Source organism: Enterobacter sp. JBIWA003 (assembly GCF_019968825.1).
Lineage (GTDB): Bacteria > Pseudomonadota > Gammaproteobacteria > Enterobacterales > Enterobacteriaceae > Enterobacter > Enterobacter quasiroggenkampii.
This window is the reverse complement of record NZ_CP074170.1, coordinates 208935-222505: the sequence shown is the minus strand read 5'-3', so window position 1 is coordinate 222505 and position 13571 is coordinate 208935. Positions and strand designations below refer to the sequence as shown.

Below are 13571 nucleotides of genomic sequence, written 5' to 3'. Positions count from 1 at the left end.
GAGAACGTTATGTCCATAATGGAACCCGACCTGCACAAGCTGAAAATTAACGACCCGTTTCTCGGGCAGTATCAACGACTGGTCCGTGAAGTGGTGATCCCCTACCAGTGGGATGCGCTAAACGACCGCGTGACGGAAGCCGAACCCAGCCACGCCATTAGCAACTTCCGCATTGCTGCAGGTCTGGAGCAGGGTGAATTCTACGGTATGGTGTTTCAGGACAGCGACGTGGCGAAATGGCTGGAAGCCGTAGCGTGGTCGCTGTGCCAGAAGCCTGATGCTGAACTGGAGAAAACCGCCGACGAGGTGATTGAGCTGGTCGCGGCGGCGCAGTGTGAGGATGGCTATCTCAACACCTACTTTACGGTAAAAGCGCCTGAGGAGCGCTGGACCAATCTGGCCGAATGTCACGAGCTCTACTGCGCCGGACATATGATTGAAGCGGGCGTGGCGTATTTTCAGGGGACCGGAAAACGCCGCCTGCTGGACGTGGTCTGCAGGCTGGCGGACCATATCGACAGCGTGTTTGGCCCCGGTGAAAACCAGCTGCACGGTTATCCGGGCCATCCGGAAATCGAGCTGGCGCTGATGCGACTTTATGACGTTACGCAGGCGCCCCGGTACCTTAATCTGGCGAAATACTTTATCGAGGCGCGCGGCACCCAGCCTCACTTCTACGATATCGAATACGAGAAGCGCGGCAGAACGTCGTACTGGAATACCTATGGCCCGGCGTGGATGGTCAAGGACAAGGCCTACAGCCAGGCGCATCAGCCGCTTGCCGAGCAACAAACGGCCACCGGCCACGCCGTACGTTTCGTCTATCTGATGGCGGGCATGGCGCATCTGGCACGCCTGAGCCATGACGAGGGTAAACGGCGGGACTGCCTGCGGCTGTGGAAAAATATGGCGCAGCGCCAGCTGTACATTACCGGTGGAATCGGCTCGCAAAGCAGCGGCGAGGCGTTCAGCAGCGATTACGATCTGCCCAACGATACGGTGTACGCCGAAAGCTGTGCCTCCATCGGCCTGATGATGTTTGCCCGCCGGATGCTGGAAATGGAGGCCGACGGCCACTACGCCGACGTAATGGAGCGCGCGCTATACAACACGGTGCTGGGCGGCATGGCGCTGGACGGTAAGCACTTCTTCTATGTGAACCCGCTGGAAGTCCATCCGAAAACCCTGGCGTTCAACCATATCTACGATCACGTGAAACCCGTCCGCCAGCGCTGGTTTGGTTGCGCCTGTTGCCCGCCAAATATCGCCCGCGTGCTGACGTCGCTGGGGCATTATATTTATACCGTTCGCCAGGATGCGCTATTTATTAATCTCTACGTCGGCAACGATGTCGTCATTCCGGTTGGCGATGAAACCCTGGCGCTGCGGATCGGCGGTAATTATCCGTGGCAGGAAGCGGTGAAAATCGAGATCGTCTCACCTTCGCCGGTGAAACATACCCTGGCCCTGCGCCTGCCGGACTGGTGCGCGGCACCTGAGGTATCGTTGAACGGTGAAGACGCTGCAGGTGAAATTTCACGGGGATACCTCTATCTGACCCGAAACTGGCAAGAAGGGGATGTCGTCACGCTGACGCTACCGATGCCGGTTCGCCGGGTGTACGGAAATCCGCAGGTACGCCAGCAGGCGGGAAAAGTCGCTCTACAGCGCGGGCCGCTGGTTTACTGTCTGGAAGAAGCGGATAACGGCACCAATCTGCATAACCTTTCCTTGCCGCCTGACAGCACGTTCCGGGTCTTTGAAGGTAAAGGCATTTTCGCGCACAAGATGCTGATACAGGCAGAGGGGACGGGCTGTCATACGAAGGACACTGATGCGCTGTGGCACTATGACCGCCCGCCGGTACAACGTCATCCTCAGACGCTGACCTTTATTCCGTGGTTCAGTTGGGCGAACCGGGGAGAAGGGGAAATGCGGATCTGGGTGGATGAAGGTTGAATTTCTGCGGCCTGTTGCCCTCACCCCATCCCTCTCCCACGGGAGAGGGAGTAAACAGGCTTTACCACATCAGAAACGCCAGGTCAGGCCGGTCATCAGTGCGAAGCTGTCGTCGCGGTCGATCATCGGGCTATTCTTCACGTCGTCAGGCAACACGGTGTAGACCGCGCTGGCATTGAGATACAGCTTCTGGGTTAACTGATATTTAGCCGCCAGACCAACGTATGGCGTCCAGCTGTCACCGGCAGTGTATTGATCCAGCCCGGAGCGGCGAGACTCGCTGCCGGATACGCCGTAGTAGTAGTCGTTATAGCTTTCGTCGCTGTAGAACACACCCACAGAAGGCGTCAGGGTCAGGCGATCCATTTTGATTGGACGGAAGTATGATACTTCGCCGATCACGCCGCCGCTTTCATCCGTGGCATCACCAGAGACCGCCACTTTCAGCGATCCCCAGCTCTCGTGGCGGTAGTACGCTCCGCCGAGGAAGGCGGACGCTTTACGCTCATCCAGCTGCTTCATCTGATGGTCGTCATTATCGTCAGGGTCGAAATGCAGCGGCATCCACGTTGCGGTCAGGCTTAATTCATTTTTTGCATCTTTCCACAGGATCCATCCGCCCGTGGTCTGGCGAACGTAAAAGCGATCGCCTTCATAGCTAATTAACGGTACCGCAGTCGTATTTTCGTTATAGCCTTTGTATGGAGACTCATTAAATACAGCCCCCGCTCCAAGTGAAAATTCACCGGCCATGGCAGACGTTGATGCAAATAACGTGGCAGCGATGAGTAAATTGTATTTAATAGTCATTCTATGTAATCCATTTAAATGCCAAACAAGCGAGGCGCATAATAATGGTTACAAAATTGCCAATGCAACGCTGCGGTTTATATAATATTATATATAAAATCATATAGATGGGTGTGCATGATGAGTACATTACAGCTAAAACCACGCGAATTAAAAATTATCTCCGTCATCGCCGCCACCCACAGCATTGGTGATGCCGCCGCCCTGCTGGGTATGGCGCAGGCCAACGTCAGTAAATATCTGTCTGATTTTGAAACGCGGGTTGGGCTCAAGGTTTTTGAGCGCACCACGCGCCAGCTGGCCCTGACCCAGTTTGGTGAAGCGTTACTCCCCTACGTGAACGCCACGCTGGATAAGAACAGTCAGCTTGTTAATTTCATTGCTGATTATAAGCATGAAAAGCGCGGAAAAGTGACGATCTATGCCCCAACAGGTATCGTGACCTACCTCGCGCGACACGTGATCCATCAGATAGAAGACATCGGTGACATCCGTATCTCCCTGAAAACCTACAATCTGGACCGGAATGAATTTTCTGAAGGCGTTACCTTTCCGGATGACTGCGACATTTTAATTACCTATGCTCAGCCAAAAGACGAAAGTCTGGTGGCCAGCGTGCTGACACAATATTCCGTTACGGCCTTCGCAACCGTAGAATATTTAAATAAACATCCCTTAACCGGACCTGAAGATTTAATTAATCACTCCTGTATTCTCATTGACTCCATGCTGGTCGATGATGCCAACATCTGGCGTTTCCGCGTGCACGGCAGCGATGACGTGCATGACTACCGGGTGACCGGTAATTATATTTGCGACAATACGCAGACGGCCCTGGAGCTGGCCAGAAATAATCTTGGGATTGTTTTTGCACCCAAAGAGAGTCTGAAAAAAGAATTAACGAAAGGCATGCTGGTCCCCTGCTTCCCGCATCAGGAGGAGTGGTGGCTCGATCTGACGGCCATCTTCCGCAAACGCGAATACCAGCCCTGGCGCGTGCAATACGTTCTGGATGGCGTCCTTAACTGCCTGCGCCAGCAAATTGCCCAGGCCGCCCACGGACGGCCTGAGCTGGGCGACTAGAACAGCCCCAGTGGCTTATCAGAATAGCTGACCAGCAGACATTTGGTCTGCTGGTAATGCTCCAGCATCATTTTGTGGGTTTCACGTCCGATGCCCGACTGCTTATAACCGCCAAATGCCGCGTGCGCCGGATAGGCGTGGTAGCAGTTGGTCCAGACGCGCCCGGCCTGAATGCCGCGGCCCATTTTATAGGCCAGATTACCGTTGCGGCTCCAGACGCCTGCGCCCAGGCCATACGGCGTGTCGTTGGCAATCTCCAGCGCCTCCTCTATCGTTTTAAAGGTGGTCACGGCCAGCACCGGGCCGAAAATCTCCTCCTGGAAAACGCGCATGTTGTTCTGGCCGAAGAGGATCGTCGGCTCAAGGTAATAGCCGTCCTGCAGATCCCCTCCCAGCACCTTACGACGCCCGCCGGTGAGAATATCCGCCCCCTCTTTCTTGCCGATGTCGATGTAGTTGAGGATCGTTTCCAGCTGTCCGTGCGAGACCTGCGCCCCCATCTGTGTAAGGTTATCGAGCGGGTTACCGCTGCGAATAGACTCAACGCGGCGAATGGCCCGCTCCATAAAGCGCTCGTAGATGGATTCCTGCACCAGCGCGCGGCTTGGGCAGGTGCAGACTTCGCCCTGGTTAAACGCAAACAGCGCAAACCCTTCCAGGGCTTTATCGAAGAAGGCATCCTCTTCCTCCATCACGTCCGCGAAGAAGATGTTCGGGGACTTCCCGCCCAGTTCCAGAGTCACCGGGATAATGTTCTGCGTGGCGTACTGCATGATCTGCTGGCCCACCTCCGTCGACCCGGTAAACGCCACTTTGGCGATACGTTTTGAGGTAGCCAGATATTCGCCTATCTCCCCGCCCGCGCCGTTCACTACGTTAATCACGCCCGGCGGCAGGAGATCGCCAACAATTTCCATCAGCAGCAGGACCGAGAGCGGGGTCAGACGCGCCGGTTTGAGCACAATACAGTTTCCGGCCGCCAGCGCGGGCGCCATTTTCCAGCTCGCCATCAGCAGCGGGAAGTTCCACGGAATAATTTGGCCTACTACCCCCAGCGGTTCGTGGAAGTGATACGCCACGGTGTCGCTGTCGACTTCGCTGATCCCGCCCTCCTGAGCGCGAATACAGGAGGCAAAATAGCGGAAGTGGTCAATAGCCAGCGGCACGTCAGCCGCCATCGTTTCCCGGATCGGCTTGCCGTTATCCCAGGTTTCCGCCGTCGCCAGCAGCTCCAGATTCTGCTCCATCCGGTCGGCGATTTTGAACAGGATCGCCGCCCGGTCCTGCACGGAGGTGTGAGCCCATTTCTCTTTCGCTTTGTGGGCCGCATCCAGCGCCAGGTCGATATCACGCTTACCGGAGCTGGCAATCTCGCACAGCGGCTGGCCGGTAACCGGGGTCAGGTTGGAATAGTATTCGCCGTCGACGGGAGCGACCCAATCGCCGCCAATAAAGTTGTCATAACGGGGCTTCAGCTTGAGGGGAAAACCATACTCGCCGGGCTGGATACGCGATGAGGGAGGATTGTTTGTCATGTCCGTCTCCTTGCTGTTGGTGTACAACAAGGGTAGTTCCGGCTGGCGATTTTCTCGCCAGCCGGTAACGGTGTTTACGACGGAGGTCACGGAGTTTCAGGAAATAATAACGAATCGCGTAACAGATGATCGTTACCGCGACGGCGGGTAAAGCCGATGCGGTTGAAGTATTCCAGGATCTGGATCGCCAGCTTGCGCCCCACGTTCAGCCGATCGCGGAAATCCGCGGCGCAGGTCGAACCGCGCGCCTGATCCAGCTCGCGGATCAGGTTGGCAAACGCCACAATGCGATCGTTACGGTAGTAACGATCTTTCACGATCGCGACGATTAGCCCCTGCTGCGCCGCATGGCGCAATACCTGGCGCATCACCTGCTCATCGGTGTTGGTTTCGTGAGCCAGATCGCGAACCCACCACGGCTCATCGCCAAACAGCGGGGCCGCTTTTTGCCATATGGCCTCTTGCTCGGTGGTGAACCCAGCCTTGTGATCCGGCAGGTGCAGCCAGCCGTGGTGGCTTTTAATCACTCCGCTTTCGCGCATGTTTTCGATCAGCAGCAGCACCAGTGCATCGTCTTCCATCGGCAGCGCCATGCGTCGCAGACGCTCGCGCCCCGGACCAGGCTCGTCCTGATGCTGTTCATGGTAAGTCGCAAGCGTGTTTAGTATCTTACGCTGCCATTGCGCAGCAACCGGGGCATTGAGCAGGCTGTTGCCGGCCTGAATAAAGCCCGGCTCCTGGGTCAGCTGCCGTAAGCCTTCCCCACTCAGCTGGCGTGCCCATGCAAAATCACGCAGACTCACCGCCCCGCGATCGAGGTGCACCCGCAGCGCGGCGTTATCATCGCTGGCCTCTGCCAGCGCGGCCAGCCACTGCAGATATTCCGGCTTACGCTTGCCGCGTCGGGGTGGGTTAAGCGCCACCACGCGCGCGCCTGCCAGCGTTTCCCTTGCAGAAATGTCACGCAGTACCAGACGATCGTTATCTGCCAGCCAGAGCGGCGAATCGAATACCAGCTCAGCAAGGTCGTTTTCCAGCAGCGACACGCGCCCGGTGATATGGCTGGCCGCGTGGTGAATATGCAGCGGCTGCCATTGGGTCAACGGCATGTGTGTCTGCAGGGAGACAATCACGCGTTCAGACGGTTCCGGCGGGGCATCGGCCAGCAGCCAGTCTCCGCGATTAAGCTGCTCTTTTTCCGCATCCCCGGCAATGTTCAGCGCGATACGCTGCCCGGCGTGGGCACGGTCAGCGGGCTGGTTTTGTGCATGCAGCCCGCGCACGCGCATCGGTTTATTCACGCCCGTCAGCCAGAGGGTATCTCCCACGCTGACTTCACCACTCAGCGCGGTGCCGGTCACGACCAGCCCCGCACCTTTTACAGTAAACGCCCGGTCGATCGCCAGACGGAAACGATGATGGCTGGCGTGGTCGCGTGATGAAAGGTGCTGCAAATGGTGGCGAAGTTCGTCGATACCACGCCCTTCTGTCGCCACGGTGACAAAAAGCGATGCGTCGGCAAAACCATACTCCCGCAGGGTCGCCTGGACCGTTTCGCGCACCTCGCTGACGCGCGCATCATCCACGCGATCGGCTTTGGTCAGCGCCACGGTCAGCTGCGGGTTGCCGGTTAGCTGCAGGATCGCCAGGTGCTCGCGGGTTTGCGCCATCACGCCGTCATCGCAGGCCACCACCAGCAGGGCATGATCGATGCCGCCCACGCCCGCCAGCATGTTGGACAGAAACTTTTCATGCCCCGGCACATCAATAAAGCCCAGCACGCGACCATCAGGCTGGGGCCAGTAGGCATAGCCCAGATCGATGGTCATGCCGCGCTTTTTCTCTTCCGGCAGGCGATCGGCGTTTACGCCGGTAATGGCCTGCAGTAACGTGGTTTTTCCGTGGTCGACGTGACCGGCGGTGGCAATAATCATTTCAACAACATCTCCAGAAATCGCTCTTCATCTTCAAGGCAGCGCAGATCCAGCCACATTCGGCCGTCGTAAATCCGCCCGATAACCGGCGTCGAGAGACCGCGCCAGCGCGACGACAGCGCCTCAAGCTGGCTGCCGCGCCCGTCACGCGGCGTGAACGTCAGCGCCTCACTCGGCAGCCTGTCCACCGGCAGCGACCCGCTGCCAATCTGCGACTGGCAGGGCTCAATGCGAACGTCAAAATCGGGGTAGTGCGCGGCGACGCGCGGCAGCAGCAGTTCGGCCTGGGCGCGAATCGAGGCGGCATCGCGGCTTAACAGACGCAGCGTGGGCAGGCGGTCGGCCAGTTTTTCCGGGTGGAGATAGAGCCGCAGCGTCGCTTCCAGCGCGGCAAGCGTCATTTTATCGGCGCGCAGGGCGCGCTTGAGCGGGTGCTGCTGCAGCTGCGCAATCAGCTCGCGCTTGCCGACGATAATCCCGGCCTGCGGCCCGCCCAACAGTTTGTCGCCGGAAAAACTGACCAGGCTAACGCCCGCCGCAATCATATCCTGCGGCATCGGCTCTTTTGGCAGCCCGTACAGGCTCAGATCCACCAGCGAGCCGCTGCCGAGATCGGCAATCACCGGTATATTCAGTTCGCGCCCAATCGCCGCCAGCTCCGCCTCGTCAACCGTTTTGGTGAAGCCTTCAATATGGTAATTGCTGGTGTGAACCTTCATCAACAGGGCGGTATTTTCATTCACCGCCGCGCGATAGTCTTTCGCATGGGTACGGTTTGTCGTGCCCACTTCATGTAGCGTGCAGCCTGCCTGGCGCATCACGTCCGGAATACGAAACGCTCCGCCAATCTCCACCAGCTCGCCGCGGGACACCACCACCTCTTTGCCGCTGGCGGTGGCCGCCAGCATCAGCAGCACCGCGGCGGCGTTGTTATTCACAATGCAGGCATCTTCCGCGCCGGTCAGCTGGCACAGCAGCTCCGCCAGCGCGCGGTCGCGGTGCCCGCGCCCGGCACCGTCCAGATCGTACTCCAGCGTCACGGGCGTTCGCATGGCCTGCACAACCGCGGCAACGGCCTCTTCCGCCTGCTGCGCGCGCCCCAGGTTGGTATGCAGCACGGTACCCGACAGGTTTATCACCGGGCGTAACGCGCTTTGCGCCTTCTCATCCAGCCGCTGTTCAACTTCCTGCTCCCACGCGCTACACCAGTCGGGCAAGGCGTTTTCTGCCTGAATCGCGCAGCGGGCTTCGTCCTGAAGCAGGCGTAACATTTCCACCGTCGCGGTATGGCCGAAACGCTCAACAACAGCATGAATGCGGGGTTCGCGAAGAAGACGGTCGGTAGCGGGGATCTGGCTGTACAGCGAATGATGAGTAGTCATGAAAGCGCCTGGCGAGTAAATATCTTCCCCCCTCCCGACGGGAGAGGGAGTTAACATGTGAGGGGATTGTACCGCCTCTGGCGGCGAAGTGTTATAACCCGCGTCAAGCCTTTGGCGGTTCGGTACGGGCAAAGCTCTCGCGGCTAAACAGCGTGTCTGCAAGCTTCACCAGCAGCGGACGGTCGACGCACCAGCCCGGGGAGACGCGGCGGAAGTTGAGATAACCAATCGCGCAGGCGATGGCGATGGTCCCCAGGTTCAGGCTGTCGGTGGCGATCTTACCCTCCCGGATTAGCTGTTCGCATCTGTCCAGGCTGCGGCTGATTTTTTCCCGCTGGCGTAACAGTTCCGTTTCCGACTGCTGGGCGGCGGGCCTTGCCTGTTCCCGTACGGAGGTTAACGCCGCATCCATAATTCCATCGGCCAGGGCTTCAACCTGCTTCACCGCCAGCGCCGCTTTTGGGTCTGCTGGCAGCATTGCCGGGGCAACGCCCAGCAGCTCGATATACTCCGCAATAATCGGGGAATCAAACCAGTATTCGCCCTCGTCCGTGACCAGCGCCGGGACTTTCCCCAGCGGGTTGTACTGCGCAACGCCGTTTTCCGCGTTGTAGGGCTGTTCATTCACGAATTCAAATTCAATCCCCTTCTCCAGCAGGAGAATCGAGATTTTTCGCACGAAGGGACTGGTATAGCTGCCGATGAGTTTCATTGCCTGATCCTTGATGCCGGAAAAAAGTCAGTATGGATCAAGCGATGAAAAAAGGGCAGGTCTGCATGTCGCATTCCTGCCCTGGAAGGATTAGTGATCGAGGTAGAGGTAGTGCATCCAGCTGGTCATACGCAGCAGTACTTTACGCATAACCGAGACGTGGGCGAAGTGGTCCGAATAGACCGCCACCTGGGCATAGATACCGTCCGGCAGGGCATCGACTTCGGCGTTGGGTTCCAGCTCAATAAGTGCCTGAACGCCGTCCGTTCCCGGCACCACCGTCAGCGACTGCAGCGCGCCTTGCGCCTGATAGGTTCCCCCCGGCACCACCGGCAGAATACTGGTGAGCTTCCCGGAGAACACCTGGCCCGGCAGCGCGTTAAACACCACTTCCGCTTCATCGCCCGGCTTCAGACGCAGCAGAGAGTTCTGGCGGAACTGGGCCACAATCTGACGCTTCTGTTCAGGAATGAAGACCATTACCGGACGCAAAGGCAGCGCGGCGGCATAGGTTCCCGGACGGATCAGTACCTGAGTGATATAACCATTGCTCGGCGCACGCACCACGGTCTGGTCCAGATTGTATTTGGCTTCGGCAAGCTGGGCGCGTAACGACGCAATCTGCGACTGTTCACCGTTCACCATGCTGTCTAACTGGCTTTGGATCTGCACCTGTTCAGCCACGGAGCCTTTCACCAGCGCATCCTGTGCCAGATAGTTCTGCCGCGCGTTGTCGATATCGCTTTCAGAGAACGGATTCACCTTTGCCTGGCTGCCTTTCAGGTAGCGCTGATAATCTTTATAGAGGCGATCGCGTTCAGCGGAGACGCGCGTGGTATTGGCAACGGCTTCCGCCAGCTGCGCCTTCAGATTATCGATATTGTGCGTCGCGGTCACCAGGTCGGCCTGAAGTCTGTCGACGCGCGCCTGATAGCGGCCTGGATCCAGTTTAAATAACACTTCGCCTTTTTTAATTAGCTGGTTATTTTTATCGGTCACTTCGCTGACCACACCGGTCACCTGCGGCGTGATTGGAATAGAAATAACCGCTTTTTGCGCCGTAAAGGTATACGGGTGGTTATAGTTCATTAACAGAATAAGTCCGGCAACAATAAATACGCCACCTAATGTTGCGGTGGCAAGCGTCCACTGGTTGACCGGAATTCGGAATATTTTAAAGATGGCCCAGGCAAATGCCACGTAGGTCAAAATAATCAACAGATCCATGATTAGCGCTCCAGCGTGTTCTTATCAGCAGCAGGCTTTACCGCGCCCAGCTTTTGTTCGAGTTCCGCCACGCGTTTGGCGAGCGCATCCATGCCCGGGACCTCATCAGGCTTTGTGATGTGGTTTTGCATGCCCCAGCCGCGATCCTCGCGGTACAGCGTGGCCCAAATCCACAGGAATGGCCAGATGGCATGAAGCGTAAACAGGCTAATCCAGCCAGCCGTATGAATGGCATCGGCATGCGGATGGTTACGCTTTTTGGCCATATTATAAGGAATATCATGGATGGCGATGATTCCGTAAAAGAGAACCAGAAATACAAAAATCAATACGCCCAGCGCAAAATAGTTGAGAAACATATTCTCCTCACTTAAACAACGTCAACTCATTAAATTAATAAAACGGTACGCAACCTAATTAATTTTTTATAAACACGGGGTTGTGCTTACTATTTCCGAGCCGGGGAGTATCGGTTTTTATAATATCTCCATGCAAGTTTATAAGCGTGTCAAAATATATCCTGAATAATAATAGACTTAACCTTACAATATGAGCGTAATCCACCTTTTAACTTTTCGCCATACCACACATCAAAAGTGGTTTTTTAGCTTATCGTGTCGTGCAATATCATCCTGGCGCTGAATCGCGAAGCAGAGTTTGCCGCCGATCACAGCCGGAGAAATCCGCATAAAAATATTTTGTGAAATCAGTCACAATCCAGAAACAAACCCACCAGAACAAAACGTGACAACAATCACATAAAAGGGTGGATTTTGCTTTTTTTGTCGCCATTGTATTTTTTTTGTCCGCAGATTTTGTGATTGAGATCACTCCATTGATATCCCTACCCCCTGCCTTTACGTGATGTGCATCACACAAATTTTCCCTGTCTGGACAGTTGAACGATTCAGTGCCAGATTTCACAGCATCAGAACAGGGTCCGGCTACCTCTGCCGCCTCATTAACAATAAACCTCGGGCCGCAAGCCTAAGCGTAAACAGAAGAAGGGGTGTTTTATGTCATCCGATTTCAAGATCAAAGTTCAAAGCTTTGGTCGTTTCCTCAGCAACATGGTGATGCCAAATATCGGCGCGTTTATCGCGTGGGGTATCATCACCGCATTGTTCATTCCGACAGGGTGGTTGCCTAACGAAACGCTGGCGAAACTTGTTGGCCCAATGATTACCTATCTCCTGCCGCTGCTCATCGGTTTCACCGGGGGTCGTCTGGTGGGCGGTGACCGTGGCGGCGTCGTGGGTGCTATCACAACCATGGGTGTTATCGTCGGTGCGGATATGCCGATGTTCCTCGGTGCGATGATTGCCGGTCCTCTGGGGGGCTGGGCGATTAAGAAGTTCGACGTCTGGGTTGATGGTAAGATCAAATCCGGCTTCGAAATGCTGGTGAACAACTTCTCTGCGGGCATCATCGGGATGATCCTCGCCATTCTGGCGTTCCTCGGCATTGGCCCTGCGGTTGAAGTGCTGTCTAAAATTCTGGCGGCAGGCGTTAACTTCATGGTGGCGCACGAGATGCTGCCGCTGGCGTCTATCTTCGTTGAACCGGCGAAAATCCTGTTCCTTAACAACGCCATCAACCACGGCATCTTCTCGCCGCTGGGTATCCAGCAGTCTCACGATCTCGGCAAGTCTATCTTCTTCCTGATTGAAGCCAACCCGGGTCCAGGTATGGGCGTTCTGCTGGCGTACATTTTCTTTGGCCGTGGCAGCGCTAAACAGTCTGCTGGCGGCGCGGCGATCATCCACTTCCTGGGCGGTATCCACGAAATTTACTTCCCTTATGTGCTGATGAACCCACGTCTGATCCTGGCCGTTATCCTCGGCGGTATGACCGGTGTGTTCACCCTGAGCGTGCTGGGCGGCGGTCTGGTTTCTCCGGCCTCTCCGGGTTCTATCCTGGCGGTACTGGCGATGACGCCAAAAGGCGCTTACTTCGCGAACCTCGCGGCTATCTTTGCGGCAATGGCCGTCTCCTTCGTGGTCTCTTCTATCCTGCTGAAAACCAGCAAAGTGAAAGAAGATGATGACATCGAAGCCGCAACCCGTCGTATGCACGACATGAAAGCCGAATCCAAAGGCGCGACGCCACTGGCAGCCGGTGATGTCTCTAACGACCTGAGCCACGTGCGTAAAATCATCGTTGCCTGCGACGCCGGTATGGGTTCCAGCGCAATGGGTGCAGGCGTGCTGCGTAAGAAAGTGCAGGATGCGGGCCTGACCAACATCTCCGTGACCAACAGCGCCATTAACAGCCTGCCGCCGGATGTTGACCTGGTTATCACGCACCGCGACCTGACCGAACGCGCCATGCGTCAAGTACCACAGGCACAGCACATTTCGCTGACCAACTTTCTCGACAGCGGCCTGTATACCAGCCTGACCGAACGTCTGGTTGCCGCGCAGCGTCACGAAGACAACGAAGTGAAAGTGCGCTCCAGCCTGCAGGACAGTTTTGACGAGAGCAACGCCCACCTGTTTAAGCTGGGTGCGGAAAACATCTTCCTCGGTCGTACCGCGGCCACCAAAGAAGAAGCGATTCGCTTTGCCGGTGAGCAGCTGGTGAAAGGCGGCTACGTTCAGCCTGAATATGTCGACGCGATGCTGGAACGCGAAAAACTGACCCCGACCTATCTGGGCGAATCCATCGCGGTGCCACACGGTACGGTTGAAGCGAAAGATCGCGTCCTGAAAACCGGCGTCGTATTCTGTCAGTACCCGCAGGGCGTTCGCTTCGGTGAAGAAGAAGGCGACATCGCCCGTCTGGTGATTGGTATCGCCGCTCGCAACAACGAGCACATTCAGGTGATTACCAGCCTGACCAACGCGCTGGATGATGAGTCCGTCATTGAGCGTCTGGCCAACACCACCAGCGTTGAAGAAGTTCTGGCTCTGCTTAACAAATAACGGTA

The 13571-nt window shown here is 56.6% G+C and carries 10 protein-coding genes; 3 read left to right on the top strand and 7 right to left on the bottom strand.

Features of this window, described 5'->3' with window-relative positions:
• The first annotated feature begins 9 nt into the window (after window positions 1-9).
• Entirely contained in the window at window positions 10-1959 is a 1950-nt protein-coding gene (locus KGP25_RS01100; protein WP_063622818.1) for a glycoside hydrolase family 127 protein, read from the top strand.
• Window positions 1960-2028: 69 nt separating this feature from the next.
• Here the strand turns inward: KGP25_RS01100 and KGP25_RS01095 are convergent, their stop codons facing one another.
• Entirely contained in the window at window positions 2029-2769 is a 741-nt protein-coding gene (locus tag KGP25_RS01095) for a MipA/OmpV family protein (RefSeq protein WP_023615822.1), read from the bottom strand.
• Window positions 2770-2886: 117 nt separating this feature from the next.
• On the opposite strand from KGP25_RS01095, the gene KGP25_RS01090 reads away from it, so the two are divergent.
• Entirely contained in the window at window positions 2887-3852 is a 966-nt protein-coding gene (locus tag KGP25_RS01090; protein WP_072061912.1) for a LysR family transcriptional regulator, read from the top strand.
• Here KGP25_RS01090 and aldB read toward each other — a convergent pair.
• The 6 genes from aldB to KGP25_RS01060 all read right to left on the bottom strand — a co-directional run bounded on the left by aldB (window position 3849) and on the right by KGP25_RS01060 (window position 11001).
• Window positions 3849-5387: an aldehyde dehydrogenase AldB gene (gene aldB, locus KGP25_RS01085; protein ID WP_223539841.1), complete on the bottom strand. Its 1539-nt coding sequence runs from the start codon at window positions 5385-5387 to the stop codon at window positions 3849-3851. The two genes, KGP25_RS01090 and aldB, sit on opposite strands and share 4 nt — an antisense overlap.
• An 86-nt stretch (window positions 5388-5473) precedes the next feature.
• A complete protein-coding gene (selB, locus tag KGP25_RS01080; protein WP_223539840.1) occupies window positions 5474-7321 on the bottom strand; it encodes a selenocysteine-specific translation elongation factor in 1848 nt (615 codons plus the stop codon).
• Window positions 7318-8703, bottom strand: a complete 1386-nt coding sequence (gene selA / locus KGP25_RS01075) for an L-seryl-tRNA(Sec) selenium transferase (RefSeq protein ID WP_223539839.1) — start codon at window positions 8701-8703, stop codon at window positions 7318-7320. Before selA ends, selB begins: the two co-directional genes overlap by 4 nt.
• Before the next feature lie 103 nt (window positions 8704-8806).
• Window positions 8807-9415 carry a glutathione S-transferase gene (locus KGP25_RS01070; RefSeq protein WP_196346911.1) on the bottom strand — a complete coding sequence of 203 codons (609 nt, stop codon included), beginning with the start codon at window positions 9413-9415 and terminating at the stop codon, window positions 8807-8809.
• A gap of 90 nt (window positions 9416-9505) precedes the next feature.
• Window positions 9506-10642: an HlyD family secretion protein gene (locus KGP25_RS01065; RefSeq protein ID WP_025758413.1), complete on the bottom strand. Its 1137-nt coding sequence runs from the start codon at window positions 10640-10642 to the stop codon at window positions 9506-9508.
• A 2-nt stretch (window positions 10643-10644) separates the two neighbouring features.
• Complete coding sequence (locus tag KGP25_RS01060; protein WP_045907895.1) at window positions 10645-11001, bottom strand: DUF3302 domain-containing protein; 357 nt, start codon at window positions 10999-11001, stop codon at window positions 10645-10647.
• A gap of 657 nt (window positions 11002-11658) precedes the next feature.
• Between KGP25_RS01060 and KGP25_RS01055 the strand changes: the two genes are divergently transcribed.
• Window positions 11659-13566, top strand: a complete 1908-nt coding sequence (locus KGP25_RS01055; protein WP_223539838.1) for a PTS mannitol transporter subunit IICBA — start codon at window positions 11659-11661, stop codon at window positions 13564-13566.
• The last annotated feature ends 5 nt before the right edge of the window (window positions 13567-13571 follow it).

What these genes read in the sequence shown, in the direction of transcription:
- KGP25_RS01100 (WP_063622818.1), top strand. Translation starts at nt 10, where the DNA reads ATGTCCATAATGGAACCCGACCTGCACAAGCTGAAAATTAACGACCCG.
- KGP25_RS01095 (WP_023615822.1), bottom strand. Translation starts at nt 2,769, where the DNA reads ATGACTATTAAATACAATTTACTCATCGCTGCCACGTTATTTGCATCA.
- KGP25_RS01090 (WP_072061912.1), top strand. Translation starts at nt 2,887, where the DNA reads ATGATGAGTACATTACAGCTAAAACCACGCGAATTAAAAATTATCTCC.
- aldB (WP_223539841.1), bottom strand. Translation starts at nt 5,387, where the DNA reads ATGACAAACAATCCTCCCTCATCGCGTATCCAGCCCGGCGAGTATGGT.
- selB (WP_223539840.1), bottom strand. Translation starts at nt 7,321, where the DNA reads ATGATTATTGCCACCGCCGGTCACGTCGACCACGGAAAAACCACGTTA.
- selA (WP_223539839.1), bottom strand. Translation starts at nt 8,703, where the DNA reads ATGACTACTCATCATTCGCTGTACAGCCAGATCCCCGCTACCGACCGT.
- KGP25_RS01070 (WP_196346911.1), bottom strand. Translation starts at nt 9,415, where the DNA reads ATGAAACTCATCGGCAGCTATACCAGTCCCTTCGTGCGAAAAATCTCG.
- KGP25_RS01065 (WP_025758413.1), bottom strand. Translation starts at nt 10,642, where the DNA reads ATGGATCTGTTGATTATTTTGACCTACGTGGCATTTGCCTGGGCCATC.
- KGP25_RS01060 (WP_045907895.1), bottom strand. Translation starts at nt 11,001, where the DNA reads ATGTTTCTCAACTATTTTGCGCTGGGCGTATTGATTTTTGTATTTCTG.
- KGP25_RS01055 (WP_223539838.1), top strand. Translation starts at nt 11,659, where the DNA reads ATGTCATCCGATTTCAAGATCAAAGTTCAAAGCTTTGGTCGTTTCCTC.